This window comes from Bradyrhizobium sp. in8p8, from assembly GCF_000426845.1.
Classification (GTDB): domain Bacteria; phylum Pseudomonadota; class Alphaproteobacteria; order Rhizobiales; family Xanthobacteraceae; genus Bradyrhizobium; species Bradyrhizobium japonicum_C.
This window is the reverse complement of sequence record NZ_AUGD01000002.1, coordinates 258,267-279,377: the sequence shown is the minus strand read 5'-3', so window position 1 is coordinate 279,377 and position 21,111 is coordinate 258,267. Positions and strand designations below refer to the sequence as shown.

The 21,111-nt window shown below is 62.7% G+C and carries 38 protein-coding genes and 2 tRNA genes; 21 read left to right on the top strand and 19 right to left on the bottom strand.

From position 1 onward, the window contains the following. Positions 1-34 precede the first annotated feature (34 nt). The 3 genes from K408_RS0106615 to K408_RS0106605 form a co-directional block, all read right to left on the bottom strand. Positions 35-661, bottom strand: a complete 627-nt coding sequence (locus tag K408_RS0106615; protein WP_024337823.1) for a PilZ domain-containing protein — start codon at positions 659-661, stop codon at positions 35-37. Positions 662-833: 172 nt separating this feature from the next. Then, complete coding sequence (locus K408_RS0106610) at positions 834-1,499, bottom strand: hypothetical protein (RefSeq protein ID WP_024337822.1); 666 nt, start codon at positions 1,497-1,499, stop codon at positions 834-836. Positions 1,500-1,581: 82 nt separating this feature from the next. Further along, positions 1,582-1,656 (bottom strand) — tRNA-Glu (locus K408_RS0106605). A 220-nt stretch (positions 1,657-1,876) separates the two neighbouring features. On the opposite strand from K408_RS0106605, the gene K408_RS0106600 reads away from it, so the two are divergent. The 3 genes from K408_RS0106600 to K408_RS41935 are packed head-to-tail and all read left to right on the top strand — an operon-like array spanning position 1,877 to position 2,607. Then, positions 1,877-2,131, top strand: a complete 255-nt coding sequence (locus K408_RS0106600) for a PilZ domain-containing protein (protein WP_024337821.1) — start codon at positions 1,877-1,879, stop codon at positions 2,129-2,131. A gap of 57 nt (positions 2,132-2,188) precedes the next feature. After that, on the top strand, positions 2,189-2,434 hold the full coding sequence (locus K408_RS0106595; RefSeq protein WP_024337820.1) for a hypothetical protein: 246 nt from the start codon (positions 2,189-2,191) through the stop codon (positions 2,432-2,434). A gap of 5 nt (positions 2,435-2,439) precedes the next feature. Beyond that, positions 2,440-2,607 (top strand): hypothetical protein, encoded by a 168-nt coding sequence (locus K408_RS41935; protein ID WP_035697885.1) that lies wholly within the window; start codon positions 2,440-2,442, stop codon positions 2,605-2,607. 128 nt (positions 2,608-2,735) lie between these two features. Here K408_RS41935 and K408_RS0106585 read toward each other — a convergent pair whose 3' ends face one another. From K408_RS0106585 to K408_RS0106570, 3 genes are all read right to left on the bottom strand, one after another. Further along, positions 2,736-3,374: a glutathione S-transferase family protein gene (locus K408_RS0106585; protein ID WP_024337819.1), complete on the bottom strand. Its 639-nt coding sequence runs from the start codon at positions 3,372-3,374 to the stop codon at positions 2,736-2,738. A gap of 383 nt (positions 3,375-3,757) precedes the next feature. Then, positions 3,758-4,210 (bottom strand): VOC family protein, encoded by a 453-nt coding sequence (locus tag K408_RS0106575; RefSeq protein ID WP_024337818.1) that lies wholly within the window; start codon positions 4,208-4,210, stop codon positions 3,758-3,760. Between the two features lie 452 nt (positions 4,211-4,662). Then, on the bottom strand, positions 4,663-4,920 hold the full coding sequence (locus K408_RS0106570) for a hypothetical protein (RefSeq protein ID WP_024337817.1): 258 nt from the start codon (positions 4,918-4,920) through the stop codon (positions 4,663-4,665). A 503-nt stretch (positions 4,921-5,423) separates the two neighbouring features. Between K408_RS0106570 and K408_RS43875 the strand changes: the two genes are divergently transcribed. Then, positions 5,424-5,555, top strand: coding sequence for a hypothetical protein (locus K408_RS43875; RefSeq protein WP_283805264.1), 132 nt, complete (start codon positions 5,424-5,426; stop codon positions 5,553-5,555). A gap of 78 nt (positions 5,556-5,633) precedes the next feature. Here K408_RS43875 and K408_RS41930 read toward each other — a convergent pair whose 3' ends face one another. From K408_RS41930 to K408_RS0106545, 3 genes are read right to left on the bottom strand one after another with little or no spacing between them, the layout of a single operon-like run. Then, positions 5,634-5,786 (bottom strand): hypothetical protein, encoded by a 153-nt coding sequence (locus K408_RS41930; RefSeq protein WP_155248292.1) that lies wholly within the window; start codon positions 5,784-5,786, stop codon positions 5,634-5,636. Positions 5,787-5,820: 34 nt separating this feature from the next. Further along, the gene (locus K408_RS41925; RefSeq protein ID WP_155248291.1) at positions 5,821-5,973 is read right to left on the bottom strand and encodes a hypothetical protein; all 153 of its coding nucleotides are present in this window, start codon (positions 5,971-5,973) and stop codon (positions 5,821-5,823) included. Between the two features lie 59 nt (positions 5,974-6,032). After that, a complete protein-coding gene (locus tag K408_RS0106545) occupies positions 6,033-6,224 on the bottom strand; it encodes a DUF3072 domain-containing protein (protein WP_024337815.1) in 192 nt (63 codons plus the stop codon). 97 nt (positions 6,225-6,321) lie between these two features. Here K408_RS0106545 and K408_RS0106540 point away from each other — a divergent pair, with 97 nt between their 5' ends. The 6 genes from K408_RS0106540 to K408_RS0106515 all read left to right on the top strand — a co-directional run bounded on the left by K408_RS0106540 (position 6,322) and on the right by K408_RS0106515 (position 9,363). Next, on the top strand, positions 6,322-6,555 hold the full coding sequence (locus K408_RS0106540) for a Dor-1 like family protein (protein WP_024337814.1): 234 nt from the start codon (positions 6,322-6,324) through the stop codon (positions 6,553-6,555). Then, positions 6,552-6,776, top strand: coding sequence for a hypothetical protein (locus K408_RS0106535; protein ID WP_245265879.1), 225 nt, complete (start codon positions 6,552-6,554; stop codon positions 6,774-6,776). The genes K408_RS0106540 and K408_RS0106535 overlap by 4 nt, the downstream gene beginning before the upstream one ends. 495 nt (positions 6,777-7,271) lie before the next feature. Next, the gene (locus tag K408_RS42650; RefSeq protein ID WP_196232653.1) at positions 7,272-7,841 is read left to right on the top strand and encodes a DUF1236 domain-containing protein; all 570 of its coding nucleotides are present in this window, start codon (positions 7,272-7,274) and stop codon (positions 7,839-7,841) included. A gap of 120 nt (positions 7,842-7,961) precedes the next feature. After that, entirely contained in the window at positions 7,962-8,174 is a 213-nt protein-coding gene (locus tag K408_RS37670; protein ID WP_024337811.1) for a DUF2934 domain-containing protein, read from the top strand. 589 nt (positions 8,175-8,763) lie between these two features. Beyond that, positions 8,764-8,928, top strand: coding sequence for a hypothetical protein (locus tag K408_RS41920; RefSeq protein ID WP_155248290.1), 165 nt, complete (start codon positions 8,764-8,766; stop codon positions 8,926-8,928). 228 nt (positions 8,929-9,156) lie between these two features. Continuing rightward, on the top strand, positions 9,157-9,363 hold the full coding sequence (locus K408_RS0106515; RefSeq protein ID WP_024337810.1) for a hypothetical protein: 207 nt from the start codon (positions 9,157-9,159) through the stop codon (positions 9,361-9,363). 89 nt (positions 9,364-9,452) lie between these two features. Here K408_RS0106515 and K408_RS0106510 read toward each other — a convergent pair whose 3' ends face one another. The 3 genes from K408_RS0106510 to K408_RS0106500 form a co-directional block, all read right to left on the bottom strand. Further along, positions 9,453-9,725, bottom strand: a complete 273-nt coding sequence (locus K408_RS0106510; RefSeq protein WP_024337809.1) for a hypothetical protein — start codon at positions 9,723-9,725, stop codon at positions 9,453-9,455. A gap of 185 nt (positions 9,726-9,910) precedes the next feature. Continuing rightward, positions 9,911-10,213 carry a hypothetical protein gene (locus K408_RS0106505; protein WP_024337808.1) on the bottom strand — a complete coding sequence of 101 codons (303 nt, stop codon included), beginning with the start codon at positions 10,211-10,213 and terminating at the stop codon, positions 9,911-9,913. A gap of 111 nt (positions 10,214-10,324) precedes the next feature. Further along, the gene (locus tag K408_RS0106500; RefSeq protein ID WP_024337807.1) at positions 10,325-10,816 is read right to left on the bottom strand and encodes a hypothetical protein; all 492 of its coding nucleotides are present in this window, start codon (positions 10,814-10,816) and stop codon (positions 10,325-10,327) included. A gap of 339 nt (positions 10,817-11,155) precedes the next feature. Here K408_RS0106500 and K408_RS0106495 point away from each other — a divergent pair, with 339 nt between their 5' ends. The 3 genes from K408_RS0106495 (at position 11,156) to K408_RS0106480 (ending at position 12,886) form a co-directional block, all read left to right on the top strand. Then, positions 11,156-11,452: an HU family DNA-binding protein gene (locus tag K408_RS0106495; RefSeq protein WP_024337806.1), complete on the top strand. Its 297-nt coding sequence runs from the start codon at positions 11,156-11,158 to the stop codon at positions 11,450-11,452. A 438-nt stretch (positions 11,453-11,890) separates the two neighbouring features. Beyond that, on the top strand, positions 11,891-12,028 hold the full coding sequence (locus K408_RS42645; RefSeq protein ID WP_196232351.1) for a hypothetical protein: 138 nt from the start codon (positions 11,891-11,893) through the stop codon (positions 12,026-12,028). Positions 12,029-12,685: 657 nt separating this feature from the next. Beyond that, a complete protein-coding gene (locus tag K408_RS0106480) occupies positions 12,686-12,886 on the top strand; it encodes a hypothetical protein (protein ID WP_024337805.1) in 201 nt (66 codons plus the stop codon). Here K408_RS0106480 and K408_RS43870 read toward each other — a convergent pair. Both K408_RS43870 and K408_RS0106470 read right to left on the bottom strand, forming a co-directional pair. Further along, positions 12,883-13,008 carry a hypothetical protein gene (locus K408_RS43870; protein ID WP_283805263.1) on the bottom strand — a complete coding sequence of 42 codons (126 nt, stop codon included), beginning with the start codon at positions 13,006-13,008 and terminating at the stop codon, positions 12,883-12,885. The two genes, K408_RS0106480 and K408_RS43870, sit on opposite strands and share 4 nt — an antisense overlap. Before the next feature lie 90 nt (positions 13,009-13,098). Further along, positions 13,099-13,329 (bottom strand): hypothetical protein, encoded by a 231-nt coding sequence (locus K408_RS0106470; protein ID WP_024337804.1) that lies wholly within the window; start codon positions 13,327-13,329, stop codon positions 13,099-13,101. 279 nt (positions 13,330-13,608) lie between these two features. Between K408_RS0106470 and K408_RS0106465 the strand changes: the two genes are divergently transcribed. Beyond that, entirely contained in the window at positions 13,609-13,896 is a 288-nt protein-coding gene (locus K408_RS0106465) for a hypothetical protein (protein ID WP_024337803.1), read from the top strand. A gap of 81 nt (positions 13,897-13,977) precedes the next feature. On the opposite strand, the gene K408_RS42640 is transcribed toward K408_RS0106465, so the two are convergent. Continuing rightward, positions 13,978-14,142, bottom strand: a complete 165-nt coding sequence (locus K408_RS42640; RefSeq protein WP_196232350.1) for a hypothetical protein — start codon at positions 14,140-14,142, stop codon at positions 13,978-13,980. A gap of 252 nt (positions 14,143-14,394) precedes the next feature. Between K408_RS42640 and K408_RS0106455 the strand changes: the two genes are divergently transcribed. From K408_RS0106455 to K408_RS0106440, 4 genes are all read left to right on the top strand, one after another. Continuing rightward, complete coding sequence (locus tag K408_RS0106455; protein WP_024337802.1) at positions 14,395-15,156, top strand: SIR2 family NAD-dependent protein deacylase; 762 nt, start codon at positions 14,395-14,397, stop codon at positions 15,154-15,156. 199 nt (positions 15,157-15,355) lie between these two features. Continuing rightward, positions 15,356-16,018 carry a cold-shock protein gene (locus tag K408_RS0106450; protein WP_024337801.1) on the top strand — a complete coding sequence of 221 codons (663 nt, stop codon included), beginning with the start codon at positions 15,356-15,358 and terminating at the stop codon, positions 16,016-16,018. A 114-nt stretch (positions 16,019-16,132) separates the two neighbouring features. Further along, entirely contained in the window at positions 16,133-16,615 is a 483-nt protein-coding gene (locus K408_RS0106445) for a DUF192 domain-containing protein (protein ID WP_024337800.1), read from the top strand. A gap of 116 nt (positions 16,616-16,731) precedes the next feature. Beyond that, positions 16,732-16,808: transfer RNA gene (locus tag K408_RS0106440), tRNA-Pro, on the top strand. Between the two features lie 54 nt (positions 16,809-16,862). Here the strand turns inward: K408_RS0106440 and K408_RS37665 are convergent. After that, a complete protein-coding gene (locus K408_RS37665; protein WP_230646515.1) occupies positions 16,863-17,024 on the bottom strand; it encodes an RNA-binding protein in 162 nt (53 codons plus the stop codon). Between the two features lie 136 nt (positions 17,025-17,160). Then, positions 17,161-17,568, bottom strand: a complete 408-nt coding sequence (locus tag K408_RS43305; protein ID WP_244490924.1) for a hypothetical protein — start codon at positions 17,566-17,568, stop codon at positions 17,161-17,163. Between K408_RS43305 and K408_RS43300 the strand changes: the two genes are divergently transcribed. Together K408_RS43300 and K408_RS0106425 are read left to right on the top strand one after the other, a co-directional pair. Next, the gene (locus K408_RS43300; RefSeq protein WP_230646517.1) at positions 17,567-17,749 is read left to right on the top strand and encodes a hypothetical protein; all 183 of its coding nucleotides are present in this window, start codon (positions 17,567-17,569) and stop codon (positions 17,747-17,749) included. The genes K408_RS43305 and K408_RS43300 overlap by 2 nt on opposite strands. A gap of 776 nt (positions 17,750-18,525) precedes the next feature. Beyond that, positions 18,526-18,720, top strand: a complete 195-nt coding sequence (locus K408_RS0106425; RefSeq protein WP_024337798.1) for a hypothetical protein — start codon at positions 18,526-18,528, stop codon at positions 18,718-18,720. Between the two features lie 57 nt (positions 18,721-18,777). On the opposite strand, the gene K408_RS0106420 is transcribed toward K408_RS0106425, so the two are convergent. Further along, positions 18,778-19,203, bottom strand: a complete 426-nt coding sequence (locus K408_RS0106420) for a hypothetical protein (protein WP_024337797.1) — start codon at positions 19,201-19,203, stop codon at positions 18,778-18,780. Between the two features lie 160 nt (positions 19,204-19,363). Continuing rightward, the gene (locus K408_RS0106415) at positions 19,364-20,539 is read right to left on the bottom strand and encodes an OpgC domain-containing protein (protein ID WP_024337796.1); all 1,176 of its coding nucleotides are present in this window, start codon (positions 20,537-20,539) and stop codon (positions 19,364-19,366) included. Between the two features lie 254 nt (positions 20,540-20,793). Here K408_RS0106415 and K408_RS0106410 point away from each other — a divergent pair, with 254 nt between their 5' ends. Beyond that, a complete protein-coding gene (locus K408_RS0106410) occupies positions 20,794-21,099 on the top strand; it encodes an ETC complex I subunit (protein ID WP_024337795.1) in 306 nt (101 codons plus the stop codon). Positions 21,100-21,111: the final 12 nt, after the last annotated feature.

The window sequence follows — 21,111 nt, the reverse complement described above, 5'->3', positions numbered from 1 at the left end:
ATTGGGGCTGCTATAGGGCAGGTGGTGCCGAGGGTCAGGCCGACTTCAGCATGGGCGCGCGGACGATCAGGCGGACGAGGTCGTCCCGCGGCTGCTTCTCGGCGAACTTGACCGCAAAGCCGTGGTTGAATTTGCGGATCACCCGTCCGACGCAGGCGCCGACCGCGAGCGGGGTTCCCACCGCCGGATCATGCTCCGAGGAGACCGCGACGCCGGCCGTGGAGACGTCGATGATGAAGCAGGGGTGAGTGCTGCCGTCCGCGAGGGTCAGGACGGTGTGCGAGACCTGCGGAACGAAACGCGCGTCACGTCGCAATTCTCGAATGCTGTCGTCCTTCTGTTTCTTCTCGAGCCACGTCAGCTTTTCCGACATCCAGGCGCGCCGCGCCCGCGTCATGTCGAGCTCCATCAGAAAGCCCGACTTCAGTGTCGCGCTGATGGTGCTTTGGAATTCGCCGAAATCCTGGAAGTAGGAGGTCACGCGCTCGCCGACCTTGCCGACCACCGGCACGTCCACGATCATCCGGAAGGGCGAGACGCGCTTGGTCCGGCAAGCGAAGCTGCGGAGCTTGCCCTCGCAATCATACCAGCGAGGCAGCGAGTAGCTGCCGCTCACCGCCACGTCCACCGCTCGTTGCCTGAGGAACTCTGCGACGGACATGGACGCCAATCTTCTTGGATTATTCCCGTAGTTTCACGGTAGGGCGCAAACTCTAAGCAATTGATACCCGCGCTCATGAGTGGGGGTAAATTTCCGGTAAATGCGGGGAGCGAAGATGGGGCGACGACGCGCGGCACAAAGTCACAACGGGGTGCATTGCCGGGCGGTGGTGTCAAACCGCGCCGAGAAGCACCAGCAAGGCCAGCAGCCCCACGACGATGGCGAACTTGATCGTCGTCCATATCAGGCTGTCGGGGCGGATTGCCAATCCGAACCGCGCACCTGCGCGCCGGATCGCCAGCGCTGCGACTGCATCGAAAGCAGCGAGCGCCAGAATGATGACGGCGATCGAAGCCCATGACTCGGCTGGCGGCATCCACGGCGCGAGCCAGGCGGGGGCAGAGCCCCGCAAGGAGACGAGCAGTGCGATCCAGGCGAACCAGAAGGCGCAGCCCTTGACGATATCGGGCCCGATCGCATCAGGCTCGAACCTCAAGCCGATCGCTCCGAGCAAGCTTTCGATGCGCTTGCCGTCGGCAAGGAAAAGAAACGCGCCGAGGTAAAGAGGAACGTGAGACTGGAACAGAAGCGTGATGGTGCCGAACAGGATTGCGTAGCCGCAGGCATCTCCGAGAATGGCGAGGCCCGCCGCGAGCGGCGTCTTGGCCGTCGGCCGCAAAGCAGCGGCCTGGGGCTGCGGAAGCGATCGGGCGCGCGCCATGTGCTCCAGCATCCTGGCCCGGCGGTCCGGCGGGTGGGCGGCAGCACGATGCATCCAGGGCGGCGGCGGCGAGGCAGCGCCGGACGAGTCGTTCGGGATGGTCTGGCGCTGCTCCATGGCCTCTTGCCGGTTCCGATCGCAGGTTGGTCGGAAATCGGAGGTGCGGAGGTTCATGCCAGGCGGGTGGATTTCCCGCCTTTGGCGCTCCCTAGCGGAATCGAACCGCTCTCTCCACCGTGAAAGGGTGGCGTCCTAACCGATAGACGAAGGGAGCAAACAGGGCCCTGCCGCTTGCCGCGGCACGGCCGCTGGCCGGCCGAACAGCGCCCGGCGGCTTGCAGCGGCGAACGTATAGTGGCCTTTGCGCTCCCGGGCAAGCCGTTCGGGAACGGAGTTTTGGGCCTCGGTGAACAGCGGCGGGCCTCGGCATGATCGGCAGCGATCTCAACGGTTTCTTAGGGTTCCCTGCGTAGCGCTTGAGTAGGAGATTTCCGATGCCACCGCCGAAAAAGCGCGCAGCCCGCAAGCTGTTGTCGCAGCACGCTTGGATCACGCTCGACGGCGGCTTCGCCGCGCGGCATTGCCTGGTCCAGGACATTTCGGACTCCGGGGCCAGGATCACGCTGGACGAGGACGCGAGCCAGCTTCCGGGCGTGATCCGGATGGCCTTCGCACGCGACGCCCGCACGGGGCGGAGCTGCCAGGTGGTCTGGCGCCGCGGCAAGTCGGCCGGCGTCAAATTCATCTGACATCGCGCCGCAGCGGGGCCGATGGCGCGCCCGCTCCGTTCGGGCTACAAGGCGGCAATGCGCATGCCGCTCCTCGTCCTGATCTCGCTCATGGCCACGTCCGCAGCTGCGGCTGAGAGCCTGCGCCTGCCGCCTGCCGAGCGCCCGCAAGCAGGCAAGGCCCTGCCGCTGAAGGGCACCGCCGGAAAGGCCGGGGCGGGCTCCTGCGCCTCCTACGGCCCGCGCTTCGTCATGGTCGAGGGCACCGGGACCTGCGTGAAGATCGGCGGCGCGATCAGCATCGACACCGCCGTCAGGCGCTGAAGCCCATGCCGGCGGATCTGCTGCGGCTCGACCTCATCGTTCCCGTCCTGATGTATTGCGCGCTGCTCTGGTGGATCGGCCGCGGGATGAGCTGGACGGCGCGGCTCGCCACCGTCGCGGTGACGCTGGTGCTGATCGTCATCGTGCTGCTGGTCGAGCGCGGCTGGCGCTAAGGCCTCAAACAGAACCGCGAAAACAACCCCATGCACAGTAGCCGTCAAGCGCTGCCGTAGCGCCCGGCGGCAGGCGCGCGAACGACGATTCCTCGCGTCCTCGCCGCGGCTTGAGCCGCATCACCGGCTCAGGACATCGGCGGTGCGACGAATTGCGCAAATCCGGGCCGTTTGCCGAGCTCGGAGAGCCAGCGGGTGAGATGCGGCTGCGCCGGCCGGGTGATGCCTTCGACCCCGAGCCAGCGCCGCGCATAGCAGCCGATCGCGATGTCGGCGAGCGTGAACGCATCGCCGTCGATGAAGCTGCGCGTGGTGAGCAGGCGGTTGGCGATGGCCCAGACCTCGGCGGCCGCATCGGCATCGCGCTGCACCTGGATCATGTCGCGCTCGGCGGGCGCCGTGCGAACGATGCCCCAGAACACCGGGCGGTCGACCGGCTGCACCGTCGACAGCGTCCAATCGAGCCAGCGGTCGACGCTGGCGCGCTGCTTGGGCGCCTCCGGGTAGATCGGCGTGCCGCGGCCATGCGCGAGGCAGAGATAGCGCATGATCGAGTTGGACTCCCACAGCACGAAGTCGCCCTCGACCAGCGTCGGGATCCGGGCATTGGGGTTCATCGCGAGGTAGTCGGCCTCGCGGGTCTTGCCATATTGCATGCCGGCATCGATGCGCTCGAAAGGCAGGCCAAGCTCGGTGCAGCACCACAGCACCTTCTGCACGTTGACCGAATTGGCGCGGCCCCAGATCGTCAGCTTGGTCTCAGGCATCAGGCGTCTCCCCGCAGCGTTGTCCGGAGTCGTAGCCCGGATGGAGCGGAGCGCAATCCGGGGGGCTTTGACATCGGCTGTCCCGGACTACGCTTGCGCTCCATCCGGGCTACAAGTCCACCTTGCGCGGGTGATAGCGGAATTTCCCGAAAGACGCGATGCGCGATGCGGCGCGCCTCTCATGCAAAAAGCTCCGCACGTGGCGGAGCTTTCATTGCAAAGTTCAACCTGACGGTCAGCGGCCGAAGAACAGCCACAACAGAATGATCACCGGGATCGGCACGCCGATCATCCACAGCAACAGCCCTCTCGCCATCGCATCCTCCTCCAATTGCATCACTGGAGGGTGAACGCGGGCCGTGCGCGCTTGTTCCCGCGCGCAGCTACCAATGACCGGTGTTCGGCATCGAAGCCCAGGGCTCCTGCGGCGGCTTCGGATCTCCCTTCTGCAAGAGCTCGATCGAGTGCAGGTCGGGCGAGCGCACGAAGGCCATGTTGCCGTCGCGTGGCGGCCGGTTGATGGTGACGCCTGCCTTCATCAGCTTCTCGCAAGTGGCGTAGATGTCGTCGACCTCGTAGGCGAGGTGGCCGAAGAAGCGATCCTCGCCGTACTTTTCTTCGTCCCAATTCCAGGTGAGCTCGACGAGCGGCGCCCCGCGCGTCGGCGGCTGCGTCTTCAGCGCCTCGAGATCGTCCGACGAACACAGGAAGACAAGTGTGAACCGCCCCTTGTCGTTCTCGATCCGCCGCACCTCCTTCAACCCCAGCGCATCCTGGTAGAACTTCAGCGCGACATCGAGATTGCTCACGCGCAGCATGGTGTGGAGATATCTCATGGTTGTTGCTCCCTGGAAAAGATGGAGGGTCTTGAGGCGGCGAAGCCGGCAGGAGCGAGAGATAGCAAAAAAGAGGGAGGAAGGGCAGGGCTCTCGTCGAGCTTAGAACGAGAGGATCTGAGAATGGCTCGCGGCAGGCGCGATTGAAGGGAAGAGGCTGCGAACGATCACTTGCCGAGCATGGAGCTTTCGGCATTGCTCACGCAAGCGACGGTTGACGCAAAGCCGACTTGCCGAAGTGATGGCTTTGACTCCGCAGAACATCGCGCTGTGCTGGAAAGCGCTCGCTAGGGGCGATACCGCCACCGCCACCGCGCGAAGCGTACGCGCGGAAGCGATGCGTCGAATGGGGCAATACTACTGCATGTGACCGAACATCGGGATCGTTCAGGCCGAAGCGCTGTCGGCGGTCGCGTGCGATTGACTGAACTCGCCGCCAAGTGTCACTTCAGCTACTGCAACACCTTCGGCAGCACGACCACGACGTCAATGTTCTGCTTCAAGATGTGGCCGGCAATGTCCGCGACGAGCAGCGCGAAGTCGTCCTCGATCGCGGCAGCGGCGGCTTCGTCTTTCGCATAGACATACAACAGCGGCCCCTCGACCTCGGCAAAACGAACCCCGGCGAAGACGCGGTCGAACTCGGCTGCGCCGAGGACCGCCGCTAGGCGGGCCTGGATCGCAAAATCCTGAATGTCGGATATTTCCATGCGAGACAGATAGAGACGATGCGTCTGAAAACAAGGGTGAATTCAATCCGGCAGGACGTAAGCAGCTTGCGTGTGCTTCATCACAGATGATCGGGATTGGGTCAGAAGCGGCTGCGCGATAACGTTTGACGTATTTGGCTCGGCAGCCTTGGCAGAGACCAAGGTCTCGGCACCTGCTGGTCTACGAATCCGCTCAACCCGAGACCAAGCTGACCGAGCCCGTCAGAAGCCGAAGGCGATCTGGGTCGAGCCGACACACGATGTGGACGACGAGTATCGCGACACGACCTCCGAAGGGTTGTCGCGCAGGCCTATTCAAAGGATCGAGCAGAGGAACGCGCCGCTCGTGATCGCGTTTTGCTTCACAGAGTGAGTACCGGCATGCCGGATCGCGGGAGGGAAGGCGTCGGCCGGGCCGGGACTGCGCGACTGCAACAAGACGACTGATGGTCTTTTGGATGTTCTCGATGACGAAGAACTCATCGAGGCCATGGAGAGGGAAGATGCGAAAGGCGCTGGCAGAACTAAATGAGGACGAACGTCACGCGTTGCTTTACGTGGCCGACCTCGGCACCGCGGCATGTCTGTCCGGCCTGATCGTCAGCATCATCAAGCTCGTCGGCGACTTGCTTTGACGAAGCTCGATCGATGCGGGGCGCGCGGTCAAGCCGCCACCAAGGTCCAATACGCGAACCTTGCTGATGAGGCCGCGTCTACTCAAGGTCGGCCTTGTCATCGTCGCTCTCGAGCTGGGCCCGATATTCCTGCGCAGCCTTCAACAGAGCCTCTCTGATTTCGCCATCCGCCGTCTGGGCAGCGAGGGCTTCGGCGCGGTCGGCTTGGTGCTGGAGCGATACTTTGGTCATGCACGGCCAACTCGCCCCGAGCGCCTCCGTTCCCTCACGCCGCCTTCTCGACTCCCTTCGCGACGATCTCGACCTCGAAATAGCCCATGTCGCGGAGTTCGGCGGCCTTCTTCTCGGCTGCCTCCTTGGTGTCGCGCTTCAAGATGATCTGGCCCGCTCCGTCGCGGGCGCAAACGAAATATGGCATTTTCGATTCCCAATTTCGTTTGCATACACATGGCGGCGAGTTCCCGCAATTCTACTGGCTCACTCCTCCAGCCCGGCCTTTTGCCGCATCTTGTCGATCAGCTCGGAGGCCTCGGCCTTGGACAGGTCTTCCGCTGGCGGGTCCTGATGGGCCTGCTCGGCAAGTGTCTTGAGATAGGATTCCTGAGCACCCGTCATCGGGTCGTCTCCGGAAACCCAGTCTTTCGGGTCCTTCTGGGTGTTGTCGGCCATTGCACATCTCCTATTCCGTTTTCCGTAGAACGTCGGACTCGACTCTTCGTTCCGTTTTTGTTCTCATTGGGCCATATTCAAAATCGCGAGGCCAGACATGCCGGACCTGGACTTTCTCAGGCGGGAGATCGAACGGATGCGCATCCAGATGGGCAGACAGAGGAAGGAGATCCTCCAGCTGCAGCGCGCGGGGATCGGGACGGCCTCGGCGCAAGCGCTGCTGTCGCGGATGGAGGCGAAGGTCGAGAGTCTCTGTGCCGAACGCGACGCGCTGAAGGCGGCACAGCCGCGCCAGACCAAGGGCAGGGTGCTCGGCGGGAGAACATGGTGAGCAGGCGATGGTTCGACGACGAGAGAGACCTGTCGCCCTTCCTGACCGCGCTCGAGGACGTTCGTCGCAGAGCGACGCGGGAAGGGTGGTGCTATGCCCACGTCCAGGCCATCATCGTGGCCATCGACCAGTACGCGGAAGCCGCGACGGGCAATCGCGAGTATTTCCTGAACAAGCCGGTTTCGATCGGGGAGAGCCGGAAAGCTGCCGACATTCCTTGATTGTCTATCCGCTCTATTTGGTGGAACTGGCGGAGCTCCACCCATGCACACGTCACTCCTCGCGGGACCACTGCGCCGCCGAGTATCGTTCATCCGACTTAGCCCCTGGGACTGATGTTTGGGTCATCCGGTTCAGGCAACATTCCGCAACCGGGCGTCCTGTCCGCGTCGGTCAGCTCCGGCGCGGCGTGCGGGCCGGCAGGGTGCTGGCTGCGTTCAGCGGATGCATCCGCCGGAACGACTGCAGCCTGGTTTCTGAGTGCTCTGCATTGCTTCTGCCTGACCGTTCGAACGGGAGCGTCAAAGGGGCCGATGGACTGTCGGGCATCGCCCCTTCCAAGCACCGCAGGCGATTGCGCTGTTGTCATCGTTGTCGCGGGTGCGGACGCAACGTTCCAAATCAAGGATGAGGCGCCGGACAGAGGTTGGCCGAAGCTCAGGAGGAACGGACAAGCAATGCCCGGGTTGGCCACAAGCAACTGGAGGCACCTCGACATGGCCAGAGATCTTTCCCGGGACCAAGAGAGAGAAGGCACGCGCAAGTTGATGATGTGGGGATCGGCGGTTGCCGCGATCCTGTTCGTGGGCTCCGGGCTTTGGCTTGCGGCTCCCCAGATGTTCGGCATGACCGATTACGTTGGGCGCCCAACGACCGGAGCCGACAGCAGCGCGCCGGCGACCACGGTCGGCACTGGTGTTCCAACACAGCGCGACGCGATCAGCACGGCTGCAAAAGAAGATCCGGCTGTAAACGAGGATTCGAGCGGCGGTCGCGCCCGCCAGATCAAGCAGAGCAGCCAGCCCGCGAACCTTTCCGAGCAGCAGCGCCAGCAACTCCAGTCGGTGCTCTCGACGGCGCAAGGTCCTGCGGTGGATCGGCCGAATTTCGAAATGATGGTCGGCACGTCGGTCCCGCGACAAACCGAGACCGCGGATCTTCCGGCTGAGGTGACGCAAATCCTCAACGGGTTTTGGGGCGATCAATATTTGATAGCGGGGAAGTCCCTCGTGATCGTGGATCATCACTCGCGCCGCGTCGCAGCCATCATTGCCGACGTACGATGACGGGTTCCTCGAAGAGCCGCGTGCTCTGTGCAAACTGTTCCGGTGCGGGAACGTCATTCGCTTGAGAGCTTGTTAACCGAGCACGCTCAGGATGCCGCTCCAATTCGGAGGGACACAGCGATGTCAGACCTGGAACAAGCGATCCGCGAGCGTGCCTATCAGATCTGGATGGAGAGCGGCGGTCAGGACGGCCACGCCGAGACGCATTGGCTCGAAGCGCAGCGCGAGATTCTTTCCGCGTCTCTCGGTTCGGTCGCGCGGGTCTCCACGGTGAGCACCGAAAAACCGAAGACGAAGTCCGCAGGGCCGCGAAGGAAGCGCCGAGCCGCATGAGCTTGCGGCCGGCGCTGGGAAGCGCACGCGCGCGCAAGGCGAACGGGTGCGCGCCGCCGTTTGCTGCGATCAGCGAGGTGAGACAGGGGAGGGCACTGATCTGGCCCGGCCGGGTGAAGCAGCCTTCCTGCGCGGCGGAGACGTTCCACCGGTTTTGCCGGACTTCGGCCGAGCTTTTGATACGATCCCGTTCTGTTCATCGAACTGCTTCAGCCACGCCGCGATGTATCGCGGATCGTCGGGACAAAGCCGCTCGAGCAAACGAAGGTTCTGCGCTCTGAATTCCACAAGGGTTTTCGGCATCACGGCTCCTCAAAACCCTGCCCGGCGCAAAAAGTGCGCCGGGAGGGGTAGCGAGGTCAACGGCAAAGAGCGCTTGAAATCCCGGGCAAGCTGATGCAGCGCGCGAAAGCGGAAAACCCCGCCTGGGGGAAGCGGGGTTCTCTGTCGGGGGGAAGCCTTGGGGGCTTCAACTGTAAGACGCGCGAGCCGGTCGAAAGTTCAAAACAAAATGCACTGCCTCGCGGAGGAGGCGGCTCTTGGATCAGTCGCGGATGAACCTCGGCGAGACCGGCTGTGACCAATCGCCATGCTTCAGGGCCTGCTCAGCGCCATCGTGGAAACGCTCCTCACTTCTGTGTGGAACGCCGTCGTCAGGTTCTTGCGCCTGGAGAACGCCGTCGAACTCACCACTGCAATCGTCGGTCTTTCCTGCATTGCAATCGGACTCGCAGCATTCTTTCTCGATCATTGACGCGGAAAGTTCGCGAATTTCGCTGAACGCGGGCGCGAGACGTATCCGCGATTACAAATCCGTAAGTCGATTGAAAAGCTGCGTCTAAAAACTATCTCTGGATCAGGCGGCAGCGTAACAAGCCGCCCTTCAACTGACACCCAGCCGCCGCGCTCAGAAAAGGCGAAGCTGGGTCCTTTGACATTCCCCCGCTTGGCCCCGCCTCACCGGCCTCAGAGGCACATGTCCATGGCTGCCCGAACCTACAATCACGAACGCTGGTCGGAAGACGACGACCGGCTGCTGCGATCCATGTGTGAAACCGGAAAGAGCCTCACGCTGATGATCGTGAAACTCAAGCGTCCCATTGCATCGATCAGGTCGCGGGCGATCGAGCTCGGGATCAATCTGCCCGGCACCCGCATCGGTCTGCGGCGGAAGCCGCGAACCGCCTAGAGCCGGGCCGCTGAAGCCCGCGCATAATTCGGCCGCGCCGCTCTGCTGCGGAGCGGCGCGGCCGGGAAGCAGGCTCTGCGAAAAGCGATTTACTTCATGTTGCTGCGCGTCTTGGTGCCGCCCTGGTCACTGCCCGGGCCCGAGCCGCCCTGACCGGACGCGTCCGGCCTCACCATTCCGCCCTTGCTCATCCCGTCGTTGCTCATTCCGGTCGTGCCCTGATTCATCGAGCCCTTGTCCGTGCTGTTCATGCCGGGCTTCTGCATGTTGTTGGACTGCGGGGCCGGGCCGGTCTGGTTCTGCGCAAAGGCGGAACCGCACATCAGACCGAGGGCGGCGGTGGCGATCATGATTTTCTTCATCGCAAACTCCTGGTTGGTTGCCTGGAGCCAACGGGAGTGCGGAAATCATGTTCCCGGGAACAGGATATTCAAGAGCAAAGAAATTCCGCGAAGCTGTAGCCCCCGGCCTGCACCACGTTCGAGCAGGCGCGGATGTTTACGTGCGGCCGCGGCATTGCAGCCGAGGCCGGCGAAGTTGCGCGGCGTCAGGCCGCAATCCGCTGTTCGACGGGCCTCGTCAGGAACTTGAGGGCTTCGGCATGGGCGAGGTCGGGAACTGCGATCGCCGTATGGCTGTACATCGCATGTGTCCGCGATTTTGCAATGCCATCCAGGATCTCGCCGCCCTTGATGACGTGAAGGCCCATGCCCTCTTCGGTGGGGAAGATCGCCAGCACAACGTCGTAAGCCGCGATGACGGCCCTCAGCGCCTCGGCCTTGTCTTCGGCGACGTCGACAAAAATACGAACATCGGCTGCGAGTTCACGCAGCTCGTCAAAATCCAGCACTGTGGGGTACTCCAACGCAACGAACCTGATGGGAGCTTGGCGGCGTTGGGTTACTGAAGTGTCAACAACGCCTGCAGAGCCACAGATTTCACGCGGAGGTGACTCCACGCTCTATCGCTTTGCTTCGTCCTTGCGAAGCCGTGCCTCCGCGGCCTCGTCCACGAGGTTCAAGGCGAGACCGTCATAGCTCAGCTTGAAGCCGCGGCCGACGATCCATGTCCATCCCTCCCGGCTCTTGATGGCCTGTGCGTTGTACTGGTCGGAGATCGACTTCACGGCAGCTTCCTGCGAGCCCGGATTGCTCAACGTCGCATTGACGCGCCAGATCGGGTGCCTGGCGTCGGACTCGTCGCTGTCGACGGAGACCTTGGCTCCATTGATCTCGCATTCGAGGCTGGGCGAGCTGCGGCCCCGGCGGCAGAGATAACGGCGTTGACTGACGAGCTTGCTGGTCTCCTCGAACGTCATTCCGGGCGAGAAGCCGAAGATGTCGGACTTCTTGACGAGTGCGAGGGATGCCGGCTTCAGGAAGCTTGGCTGTATCGCGACGAACGCTACGACAGCGATGACGATCAAACCTGCGACGACGATAGCAACCTTCATGAGCGCCCCACGAGAATATTCGGGTCACTATAGCAGCGGGGGCGTTCTGCCGGCACGCAAAAGCGAAGACCCGCGCGGGAGGTGGCTCTCTCGTGGATGAAGCGCAGGGACATCGTCGACGAGACGCGCCCGCTGCAGAATGGTTCAAGGAAATTGCATCCCGCCGTCTTTCACAACAAGTCGGGAACCTCGCAGAACCCGTGCTTGCGTTTTCGGCCTCGATGGGCTCTAAGCCCCATCGCTTCATGGCTTCTGGCATGAATCAGCAGCGCGCCATCGCGGTCCGACCGCGTCTCCAGCAGGCATTGCTCGCGCGAATCCATTCGAAGGAATTCAGACATGGCGAAGATGACGAAGACCCAATTGATCGATGCTATTGCCGAGGGCACGCAGCTTTCGAAGAACGATGTGAAGTCCGTGATCGAGTACATGGCGACGGTCGGCTACAAGGAGCTCAACGAGTCCGGCGAGTTCGTCGTTCCCGGCTTCGTGAAGATGTCGGTCGTGAACAAGCCGGCGACCGAGGCCCGCATGGGCGTCAATCCTTTCACCAAGGAGCCGATGCAGTTTGCGGCGAAGCCCGCCAGCAAATCGGTCAAGGCCTCGCCGTTGAAGGTGGCAAAGGACGCCGTCTGAAAAGCCTGCGATGCCGTTGCAGCGCGTCCTCGCAGGACGGTGCAACGATAAACGGCTGAGGACAGGTGGTGCTCGGGGCCATGCCGAACATTGCCACGACGATGACGGCAGTCCCCGACGCGAGCACTCTCAGACCTGAAAGAAAAACCCCGCGCTCTCACGCGGGGTCTCTGGCTGACGGCGTTGGGATTCAGCGCCTGGCCGCCAGCCGTGTCGCTAACTTAAAGTTGAAATATCAAAAAGCAACAGCGCCGCGGCGACGGAGTATGTTCGTCAGGCGGCGCTGCCGTATCACTGGGCGCTGAAATCCCCAGCCTCCATGAGTTCTTGGCCGGCTGAAAAGGTTCGACGGTCTGCGAAATTTCTGAAGAGGGCTGGACATTTCGTTCTCTTTTTGTTCTAGTATGAGCCGCCTTTGTGATCAATTGGAGGTGACTCATGACCGTCGAAAAGCAGCGCGAAGTGATCAGGCTCTGGAACGAACTCAGGAAGCTCGAGGGGCCGGCCGCGGAAGAACTTCGTATCCAGATTCTCGAATGTTTCTCGGCGAAGGACAAGACGAAGCGGGCGGCTTGATCAGCGCCGGCGCTGCGGCAGCACGTGAGCGCGATCTCGTGCCTCGCGGCGCGCGCTTGATTTGCCCCTGATGGATTCCTGACGACGAGTGGTGCCGCCGAAGGGTGAGAGCGTGCTTCACTGATTGTTAGGAGTCGCTGCGCGCTGCTCATCCGATTCCGATTCGTTCTTCGGGAACGAAATGGAGTCGGATGCAGAACACGCGCTGCCCGCTGTCTGCGATAAGACCGTGCGTATCGCAAGGCGTGGTGCCTGGCACAGTCCTGTGCTCATCGCCCCTATGAGGCGAAGAGAGAGCAAATGCGAGCGGCACCACGCTCTCATTCCGTTCCAGTGCGGCCGCAGGGATCCGCAATCGAAGACGACGCGACGCGACCATGTCGTTGCGAACCCCCTGTTAAGAATTGCTCCGCATCGATTTCTGCGATTCCGATTCGTTCTGCGAGAACGAAATGGTATCGAAGCCGGAACAAGTCGGCTGTCCGTCTGGGCTTTTCGCGAAGGTGCCCGCCTGTGGTGCCTAACGATAGCTTGCACGAATGCCGATAACGCTATTCGGTTAGGTTAAAAGCTCAATCGCATTGCGCTTGCTGCGGGTTGCGATAGGTGTCGGGCAAAGACAAGCAAGAAACGACTTCGCCAAGAAGCAATTTTGCCATGACACCTTTTTCAGAAACGTCCTTTTATCAGGGCGACCGGCACACCTACCGTCGCGTCGCCATCGTCGGCGCGCTGTTCTGTCTTGCCTTCGTGGAGATCAGCTTCTCGCTGCGGCCGCCGCAGGCCGAGGACACGCGCGTCGCCGTGAAGGCCGACCGGCTGTTGCGAACGGCAGGGCAAGTGCCGCGCGCGAATTAACGTTCCTTGCTGCACATCCGATCGTCGGTGGACGTGTCGGCGCAGCCGGCGCCGCAGGTCGCCAGCGCAACGAAACCCGCATAGCCGGACAGGTTCACCAGGACTTCGAGCCACACCGGCATGTCATACCTCCTCGTCTTGAAGGGACGAACAACGTGCGCGCGGAGCGCATGTTCCCGAACGAGTGCCGCTCAAATCAAGGCGGGCGCTGCTCAAAGGGGAGAGGAGGGGTCGAGGCGCCGGCCGAGCGTCGCGACCGATTTGCTCGACGGCTGCTCCTTCAGGAACTCGGCAATGGCCCGCGCCAGCTCACGATCACTCATCGGTGTCGGCGGCGGGCGCAGTGTGCCGACGCCGAAGCTGCGCACGATTTCCTCGTAGTGCTGATCGTCGGACTTGGGAACCAATCTGCGGATACGGGCCAGCAAAGCGGATAACGGCAAGCTCTCCTCCTCGAACGTCGGCCCCGCTGGCAACCGTCATGGTCTGCTGCCATCTGCTCCCGTGAAACTGAAAACCCCGCCAGCATCGCGGAGATGCTGACGGGGTCTTCGTGCCGTTGCCTCGACCCGGATGGCGGAGGCTCCCGCACTTGGAAGGTCAATCTGCGCTCGACGATTCTGTTCCCGGTGTCGCGACATTTTTTCGAGCGGTCGGTTTCACCGGGCCCGCAACCATCGCTGGCGCTGACGGTTATCTCCGCACGACGCGAAGGAGAGAGCATGAAGAAGACACTGGCAGTTCTGGCCACCATGGCCGCCGTTGGCGTGACGGCAGTAGCCGCGCCGTCACCGGCAGAAGCGCGCGGTCGTGGCATCGGCCCGGGCCTCGCGTTCGGCCTTGCCGCCGGCGCGATCACCGCCGGCGCGGTCGCAGCCTCCCGGCCTCATGGGTACTACGGTCCCCGCTACGGCTATTACGGCGGCCCGAGCTATTATTACGGACCGGGACCCCACGCCTATTACGGCGGCGGGCCGTACCACCGCCATCACCACTGGCGCCATTGGTAGTCATGGATAGCGAAAAGCCCGGAGCGATGCTCCGGGCTTTTTTCGTTCGCGCGTCTTCCCGCTCATGCTTGCGTGACCGGCCTACGGCCAAAGCGAGGGCCGCTCGACCTTGCGGGCGTTCTCCAGCGTCGACACGAAATATTCGTCGCGCTCGCGCTTGAACTTTTCCTGCGTGGCACGGAAGGCGGCGACACGGGCAGCGATCTCTTCGCGTTCGCGCTCTTTCCGTTCTTCATCTTCGGTCATGTCAAATCCCCTCTACACCTGAGTATGTGCACACCTGAACTCAAGCGCTGCCGCCGCAATCACGTTGAGTCGCGTCAACACATCCATTGGCGCTCTTGAATGGGGCGTCAATGGGGAGGAGGCATTGCAGGATTGTGATAAGCGAAGATCGGAAAGGATTGCCGGGCGCATTGCATTCGCGCTTGATAAAAGCGTCAACGATCTTGCCGCTTGCGCATATTGCTGTCAGGCAAAACGAGTCGGGAGGCGCGATTGATCGCATTGGATCTTCAGAGCGGCGTCGAGCGGCTCGGCGACATGATTGCCGAGTCGAGGATCATCGTTCCGTTCACCGGCGCCGGCATCTCGACCGAGTGCGGCATTCCCGATTTCCGCTCGCCGGGTGGAATTTGGACGCGAAACCGTCCGATCCCGTTCGACGAGTTCGTCGCGAGCCTCGAGGCCCGCAACGAATCCTGGCGCCGCCGTTTCGCGATGGAGGAGGTCTTTGCCGCGGCGAAGCCCGGCCGCGGCCACCGCGCGCTGGCTTCGCTCTATCGCGCAGGCAAGGTTCCCGCCGTCATCACCCAGAACATCGACAATCTGCACCAAGCCTCGGGCTTCGCCGGCGAGCACGTGGTTGAACTTCACGGCAATACCACTTATGCGCGCTGCATCGGGTGTGGGCAGGCCTATCCGCTCGACTGGGTGAGGCGTCGTTTCGACGACGATGGCGCGGCGCCCAACTGCACGGCCTGCGACGAGCCGGTGAAGACCGCCACGATCTCCTTCGGCCAGATGATGCCGGACGACGAGATGCAGCGCGCGACCGCATTGTCGCAGGCCTGCGATCTCTTCATCGCGATTGGTTCCTCGCTCGTGGTGTGGCCGGCGGCGGGCTTTCCGATGATGGCCAAGCGGGCCGGCGCACGTCTGGTGATCATCAATCGCGAGCCGACCGAGCAGGACGATATCGCCGACCTCGTCATCCGCCACGACATCGGCGAGACGCTCGGGCCCTTTGTCGGCAATTGAGGCATCAGTTTGATTCGCGGCTGTGCAAGCTGTTCATAGGTTCCGGCGAATCTCTTTTTTGTCTATGCCTCGCAACCGAGAGTGTTATCTTTTGAGTCGAAAGATTCGCGTCGCGTCGAATTGAGAACATTCTCTTAAAGACGCGTGATTCGAGCGCCGCCGATGTGGCGGGCTGCATGGCAGTGTGGGGTCCGGGGTTATGGGGTCGTCGGACGGATTTGAGTCCAAGAAGCTCGGGGTTCCCGGGCAGGGAGTATCGCCCGGGCGAATGACGCCGGGCGAGCACGGGGGGGCCGGCCGGGATAGTGGGCTCAGTCCGTTCAGCGGGCTTGGTGAGACCAGCGCCAATCTCGTCGAGGTCCATGGCGTCATCAAATGGTTCGACGCCTCCAAAGGTTACGGCTTCATCGTTCCCGACAATGGCTGGCCGGACGTTCTCCTGCACGTTACCGTGCTGAGGCGCGACGGTTTTCAGACGGCTTATGAAGGCGCCCGCATCGTCGTCGAATGCATCCAGCGCGCCAAGGGTTACCAGGCCTTCCGCGTCGTCTCGATGGACGAGTCGACCGCGATCCACCCGGCGCAGATGCTGCCCCCGCGCACCCATGTCACGGTCACCCCGACCAGCGGGCTGGAGCGGGCCCAGGTCAAATGGTTCAACCGGCTGCGCGGCTTCGGCTTCCTCACCTGCGGCGAGGGCACGCCCGACATCTTCGTGCACATGGAGACGCTGCGCCGCTTCGGCATGACAGAGCTCAGGCCGGGCCAGTATGTGCTGGTCCGCTTCGGGCCCGGCTCCAAGGGCATGATGGCGGCCGAGATTCATCCCGAGACCGGATCGCCGGGATTGCAGTCGCACTGAGAGCACCAATTCCCGCCATCGTGAGCAGAGGCGTGCCGGCAGTCCGGCGCGCCTCTTTCCTTTGCGGCTGCCGCCGCGTAAGGACTGGCCAAGTGCCACGCCTCGAGAGCCCACATGAATTCTGATCGAAAGGCCATCTGGTCCGCTGCGAAGGGCTGGCTTGCCGCCATCCTCGTCATCATCGGCTGTGCCGCCGCCGCGCCTGCCGGCGCCGCCACCTTCCAGCCGCTCGAGATCGTCACCAAGAACGGCGTACAGGTGTTCTCGGTGGAAATGGCGACGACCGAGGACGAGAGGCGGACTGGCCTGATGTACCGCAAGGAATTGGCCGACGGCAAAGGCATGCTGTTCGACTTCAATCCCGAGCAGGAAATCTCGATGTGGATGAAGAACACGTACGTGTCGCTCGACATGATCTTCATCCGCGCCGACGGCCGGATCCTGCGCATTGCCGAGAACACCGAGCCGCTGTCGACCAAGATCATCTCGTCCCGAGGTCCCGCCAGGGCCGTCCTGGAGGTCGTGGCGGGAACGGCGCAAAAGTACGGCATCCGCCCCGGCGACCGCGTCGGCCATCCCCTGTTCGGCAGCAAATAGCGCCAGCGGGCCGGGACGATTGCCCGCCGTGCTGCTGCGCGTTGAGCCCTGCTGATGGGCTGGGAAAGCTTGCTGACCGCTCGGGAAGCGTGTATCGACGAGGCTCGCCGGACATTCGGGGTATAGCGCAGCCTGGTAGCGCGGCAGTTTTGGGTACTGCAGGTCGTTGGTTCGAATCCAGCTGCCCCGACCAGTCCCGAGAAGGCTCGCAGGGCATGGGATCGCAGAGCTGCGACCGCAACTCCGCTCAGAACAGCAGCCAGTCGACAAGCCGCCAGGCGCCCCAGGCGAGGGTGCAGATCCAGCCCAGCATTGCGATCACGGCCACGCCAAGTCCGAGGAGCGGCAACAGCGAGCTTCCGGTCTCCGGGACGTTGGATAGTTTCTCGGTCCTATCGATCTGGCTCACTGCTCCCCCTTGGTTATGCGGCCTGCTCATCATTGGTCTCGGCTCGATCGCAGAAATTCACCGGCCGCGCTTCTGCTCACACGGACGTGAGACGAGATGACTCCGTCCATGGCGGGCGCGCGCTGATAGTTGACATTCACGGGGACCCTGAGATCGCTGGGAAAAACCTGCAACGCACGGCGCTGCGTTTGGTTGCTCCGTCCGAGCTAGTAGATCTGCCGGGCCGATTTTTTCGCAGCGCCGCGCCTGCTTTGCGGGATGTGTGCGTGAAGCAAGGATCGGGCGCGCAACCAGCACTTTGCCCGAGGTCTCCTTCGAGCGAGGTCTCCATGTCGATCAGCGCGATTGTATCCACCACCGCGGCCGTGACGACGTCCGCTTCGACCGCGACGCCGTCGTCGTCTGCGGCATCCTCAACGTCTGCGGCCTCGTCGACGGAGGTCGCCTCATCGACCTCGTCGGAATCGTCCTCGCAAGCGGCGGGGGGAAGCTCGGGATCGGGCGGCGGCGGCTCGGCCAAGACCATCGTCAGCGAGGTCTCCATGACTATCGACGGCGTCACCACCACCACCATCACCTATTCCGACGGCACCACAGAGGTCGAGACCTCCGCGAGCACGCAAGGCAGTCCGTCCGGGCAGACCTACAACGCGCAAGGCGCGCTCGGGACAAATGCGCAGAACGCGTCCGGCAGCGCCTCCAGCGCCACGTCCCAGTCGGCTTGATCGCCGAGGCGGGGCGGGCGGCATAGTGCGGGTGAGTCGTTTGCGCGAGGTCTGTCCAATCACTTTGAAGCCCTGGCGCTCATAGCCTGCGCCACACGACTTCTGCGGGATTTTTCAAGGTGTTGCTGAGGGGCGCGCGGCGCCGAATTGCCAAAGATTCATCGAACCTTTAGCTGTTGCCGCAGACATATGTGTGTTGGGGATTTCAGCGCCCAATGTCTAAACGGACGCCGCCAAGCGATGATATTCCGCTTGCGCGGCGTTGCGCTTTTCCGATCGGGCGGGTCAGCTTGACGCGTACCAGCCGGGCGGGAACGGGGCGAACGGCCAGACCGCCTGGTTGTCGTTAGCGGCTTGCGGCGTCTCCTGAGACGGCGTCCTCGCGGCCAGTGCAGGCGGCGTCATGCGCAGCGCTAGGCGTGAACATAGCAATTTCATGATTTGGCCCCCGGCAGAACGATTAATTCCAAACGACCGGTTGCTTTCAAAGTTCGAGGTCAGCATGAAAATGACGGTGCGCCGAAACAGCGCGCCCGTTCTCGAATGATCTGCATTCTAGAAAGGCTGCTTCTGGCTTTCAACCGGTCGCTTCGCTCCATCCCAAGGAGTAAGGTTGATCGGTTAGGTTAAGGGCGGGCGGTTGTTGCGGCCGTTTTGCCGGCTGTTATTAGATCAACATCGGCTCGCGACGGCCTGCCTTTCAATCCGGGCGACCACAGCTCACGGTTCGTCGCGCCGCGCGTATCAGTCGAGTTCTGCGCCAGCGAGTGTCGTCCATGCCCTTCGATCGCAACCTGAAGACCGTTGGTTCGCGGTCGAGCTGGACCGAGATCTGGCATCTGTGGACAGTGATCGTGCCGCGCCGCTCCATCAATGGGCAGTTCGTGGTCGGGAAGGTCTGGCGCCGCCATGACGGTCGCGACTGGATCTACAAGAAGTTCACCGAGTTCGACGGCGAAGAGGCTGCCTGAAGCGCGCGAGGAGATTGTGATAATCTCCTCGCGGCTCAAGCCTGGCTCTGTGCGGTTCTAGCGGGTGTGCCGCTCGCCTGCGGCCGATCCCGGTGCCTGAACGCGGGGCAGCGGCAGTTTGAAATGACGCTTCGCGTACGCGATGATCTCGGCGTCGGAGGGATGATCGGCCGCTTCCACCGCCACGATCCGCTTGGCCAGATCGGGTGCGCTCGCGCGAATGTGGCTGGCGAGCTCCGTCTTGGCGCTTGCCGGACCGATGATGAGGATCTCACCGGCCTCGGCGAGGGCCTTGGTCACGTCAGTGTAGAATGCCTTGTCGGGTGCAGCATGGCCGCTGCCGATCGAATTGGCCTTGTGATGAAGATGGCGTGTCGCCAGTTGCGGATGCAGCGTGACTTCATCCGAGCCGCTCAGGCCGAGATGGAAGATCCTGGCCTGCGAATGGTCGATCCAAACCACGGCGTGGAAATGAGTAGGCATGTGTCTGGGCCTTGTGCGAGAGGAGGCCGCCGGCGTCGATGCGGCGGCGCATGTCGCGGCGACACTAAGCCGGCCGGCGCCGCCTCTGTTGACCCATGTCAATCAGGTCCGTCCCGGCTGAGCAAGCACGGGCAACCGGGCGCCGCGCTCCGGTGCGGGTTCAGGCCGCCTTTGCCGCAGCTGCCCCCGGCTTGGACGGTGGCGGCTTCAGCGGCTTATCCTGCTTCTTCGACCACGAAATGTAGTAGGCCACCGTCGTCATGATCGCGATGCCGGCGACGCTGACGAAGATCTGGGCGAGCAGCGAGCCCGAGCTCATCGTCAGCTCGAAATGGCCGACGAAGGACAGGAACACGCCGACGCAGAACACGGCGAGCGACTGCTGGCCGCAGACGATCAAGGGGTCGAAGATCCTCCACTCCAGTCCCGGCCATTCCTTCGGCACGAAGCGGATCACCAGGATTACGATCACCACGAAATGCAGGAAGCGATACGGCGCGAGGTTGGTCTTGTCGTTCGGGTTGAAGGCCGAGAACAGCCATTCCGGGAACATGGCGCCGAAGGTGGGGAAGCGCCCGGCCATGGTCATGACCAGCGCGAACAGGAGATAGCCGAGGCAGACCCACAGCGTGATCGGCGAGTTGATCAGCGTCATCGAACGCCGGGCGCCGCCCATCGCGCACCATGCGCCGAACACGAACAGCACCTGCCAGCAATAGGGGTTGAAGTACCACTGGCCGGCCGGATAGGCGGTGAGGTTGAGGCCGTAATGGCGCGCGGTCAGCCACAGCACGATCGACAAGATCATCGTCAGGTCGGGCTTGCGCAGCATGAGCCACAGCACCGGCGGAAACAGGCCCATCAGCACGATGTACAGCGGCAGCACATCGAGATTGAGCGGCTTGAAGCGCAGGAAAAGGCCCTGGCGCAACGTCTCGGTGGCGTTGTCGACGAGCCCGGCGACGTTGAACTCGTTGATCATCTCGGAATCGCCGAAGCGCAGCGCCAGATAGCTGATCGAGGCGATGTAGATCACGAACAGGATGATGTGGGCGACATAGAGCTGCCAGACGCGCTTGGTCAGCCGCGTGGCGCCGACGATGAAGCCGCGCTCCAGCATCATCCGCGCATAGACGAAGGAGGCCGTATAACCCGAGATGAAGACGAACAGATCGGCCGCGTCGGAAAAGCCGTAGTTGCGGGTCGTGATCCAGTTCACGACGTTGTCGGGGATATGGTCGAGAAAGATCGCCCAGTTCGCGATTCCGCGAAACAGGTCGAGCCTGAGGTCACGGCCCTTTTCAGGGAGGGTGGCGGTGATGTTCAGGAAGGCCATGCGACGGGAGCTCTCGAAGGGGACGGATACGCTGGTGTCGACGACAAAGTACCGCCGGGTGGCATCCCGGCGAAGGCGGGTACGCAATTGTCACGGTGCAGCATAATGACTATACCGTTGGCGAGGGTGCCGGGAGGGCCCGGAATCACCGATCAGTTCCCGGTCGGTGTCTCTATACTATCCCCGAGGTTTCCACCAACTGCCACCGTGACGCATCGGAATCGGACGAAAAGACCAAGAGGCCCGGACCAACCATGACCGCACGCATTTTCAAGCCCGCCAAGAACGCGATGCAATCCGGCCGGTCCAAGACCCGGGAATGGCAGCTCGACTACGAGCCGGAGCAGCCGCGTTCGGTCGAGCCGCTGATGGGATGGACCTCGTCGGCCGACATGAAGCAGCAGATCACGCTGCGCTTCCACAGCAAGGAAGAGGCGATCGCCTATTGCGAGCGCAAGGGTATCGCCTACCAGGTGATCGAGCCGAAGGAATCGATCCGCCGCCCGGTCGCCTATGCCGACAATTTCTCGTTCCGACGCGGCGAACCCTGGACGCATTGATCCTCGACGAGT

What these genes read in the sequence shown, in the direction of transcription:
- K408_RS0106420 (WP_024337797.1), bottom strand. Translation starts at nt 19,203, where the DNA reads ATGCCTACTCATTTCCACGCCGTGGTTTGGATCGACCATTCGCAGGCC.
- K408_RS43875 (WP_283805264.1), top strand. Translation starts at nt 5,424, where the DNA reads ATGCGAAAGGCGCTGGCAGAACTAAATGAGGACGAACGTCACGCGTTG.
- K408_RS0106445 (WP_024337800.1), top strand. Translation starts at nt 16,133, where the DNA reads ATGAATTCTGATCGAAAGGCCATCTGGTCCGCTGCGAAGGGCTGGCTT.
- K408_RS43300 (WP_230646517.1), top strand. Translation starts at nt 17,567, where the DNA reads ATGACTATCGACGGCGTCACCACCACCACCATCACCTATTCCGACGGC.
- K408_RS42640 (WP_196232350.1), bottom strand. Translation starts at nt 14,142, where the DNA reads ATGACCGAAGATGAAGAACGGAAAGAGCGCGAACGCGAAGAGATCGCT.
- K408_RS41925 (WP_155248291.1), bottom strand. Translation starts at nt 5,973, where the DNA reads ATGCCATATTTCGTTTGCGCCCGCGACGGAGCGGGCCAGATCATCTTG.
- K408_RS0106575 (WP_024337818.1), bottom strand. Translation starts at nt 4,210, where the DNA reads ATGAGATATCTCCACACCATGCTGCGCGTGAGCAATCTCGATGTCGCG.
- K408_RS0106500 (WP_024337807.1), bottom strand. Translation starts at nt 10,816, where the DNA reads ATGAAGGTTGCTATCGTCGTCGCAGGTTTGATCGTCATCGCTGTCGTA.
- K408_RS0106510 (WP_024337809.1), bottom strand. Translation starts at nt 9,725, where the DNA reads ATGAAGAAAATCATGATCGCCACCGCCGCCCTCGGTCTGATGTGCGGT.
- K408_RS41930 (WP_155248292.1), bottom strand. Translation starts at nt 5,786, where the DNA reads ATGACCAAAGTATCGCTCCAGCACCAAGCCGACCGCGCCGAAGCCCTC.
- K408_RS42645 (WP_196232351.1), top strand. Translation starts at nt 11,891, where the DNA reads ATGACCGTCGAAAAGCAGCGCGAAGTGATCAGGCTCTGGAACGAACTC.
- K408_RS41935 (WP_035697885.1), top strand. Translation starts at nt 2,440, where the DNA reads ATGCCGGCGGATCTGCTGCGGCTCGACCTCATCGTTCCCGTCCTGATG.
- K408_RS0106415 (WP_024337796.1), bottom strand. Translation starts at nt 20,539, where the DNA reads ATGGCCTTCCTGAACATCACCGCCACCCTCCCTGAAAAGGGCCGTGAC.
- K408_RS41920 (WP_155248290.1), top strand. Translation starts at nt 8,764, where the DNA reads ATGCTTCAGGGCCTGCTCAGCGCCATCGTGGAAACGCTCCTCACTTCT.
- K408_RS0106610 (WP_024337822.1), bottom strand. Translation starts at nt 1,499, where the DNA reads ATGGAGCAGCGCCAGACCATCCCGAACGACTCGTCCGGCGCTGCCTCG.
- K408_RS0106410 (WP_024337795.1), top strand. Translation starts at nt 20,794, where the DNA reads ATGACCGCACGCATTTTCAAGCCCGCCAAGAACGCGATGCAATCCGGC.
- K408_RS43870 (WP_283805263.1), bottom strand. Translation starts at nt 13,008, where the DNA reads ATGCCGGTGTGGCTCGAAGTCCTGGTGAACCTGTCCGGCTATGCGGGT.
- K408_RS0106450 (WP_024337801.1), top strand. Translation starts at nt 15,356, where the DNA reads ATGGGGTCGTCGGACGGATTTGAGTCCAAGAAGCTCGGGGTTCCCGGG.
- K408_RS0106515 (WP_024337810.1), top strand. Translation starts at nt 9,157, where the DNA reads ATGGCTGCCCGAACCTACAATCACGAACGCTGGTCGGAAGACGACGAC.
- K408_RS37670 (WP_024337811.1), top strand. Translation starts at nt 7,962, where the DNA reads ATGTCAGACCTGGAACAAGCGATCCGCGAGCGTGCCTATCAGATCTGG.
- K408_RS0106615 (WP_024337823.1), bottom strand. Translation starts at nt 661, where the DNA reads ATGTCCGTCGCAGAGTTCCTCAGGCAACGAGCGGTGGACGTGGCGGTG.
- K408_RS0106545 (WP_024337815.1), bottom strand. Translation starts at nt 6,224, where the DNA reads ATGGCCGACAACACCCAGAAGGACCCGAAAGACTGGGTTTCCGGAGAC.
- K408_RS0106570 (WP_024337817.1), bottom strand. Translation starts at nt 4,920, where the DNA reads ATGGAAATATCCGACATTCAGGATTTTGCGATCCAGGCCCGCCTAGCG.
- K408_RS0106600 (WP_024337821.1), top strand. Translation starts at nt 1,877, where the DNA reads ATGCCACCGCCGAAAAAGCGCGCAGCCCGCAAGCTGTTGTCGCAGCAC.
- K408_RS0106425 (WP_024337798.1), top strand. Translation starts at nt 18,526, where the DNA reads ATGCCCTTCGATCGCAACCTGAAGACCGTTGGTTCGCGGTCGAGCTGG.
- K408_RS0106585 (WP_024337819.1), bottom strand. Translation starts at nt 3,374, where the DNA reads ATGCCTGAGACCAAGCTGACGATCTGGGGCCGCGCCAATTCGGTCAAC.
- K408_RS0106465 (WP_024337803.1), top strand. Translation starts at nt 13,609, where the DNA reads ATGAAGAAGACACTGGCAGTTCTGGCCACCATGGCCGCCGTTGGCGTG.
- K408_RS0106480 (WP_024337805.1), top strand. Translation starts at nt 12,686, where the DNA reads ATGACACCTTTTTCAGAAACGTCCTTTTATCAGGGCGACCGGCACACC.
- K408_RS43305 (WP_244490924.1), bottom strand. Translation starts at nt 17,568, where the DNA reads ATGGAGACCTCGCTGACGATGGTCTTGGCCGAGCCGCCGCCGCCCGAT.
- K408_RS0106495 (WP_024337806.1), top strand. Translation starts at nt 11,156, where the DNA reads ATGGCGAAGATGACGAAGACCCAATTGATCGATGCTATTGCCGAGGGC.
- K408_RS42650 (WP_196232653.1), top strand. Translation starts at nt 7,272, where the DNA reads ATGGCCAGAGATCTTTCCCGGGACCAAGAGAGAGAAGGCACGCGCAAG.
- K408_RS0106595 (WP_024337820.1), top strand. Translation starts at nt 2,189, where the DNA reads ATGCGCATGCCGCTCCTCGTCCTGATCTCGCTCATGGCCACGTCCGCA.
- K408_RS0106540 (WP_024337814.1), top strand. Translation starts at nt 6,322, where the DNA reads ATGCCGGACCTGGACTTTCTCAGGCGGGAGATCGAACGGATGCGCATC.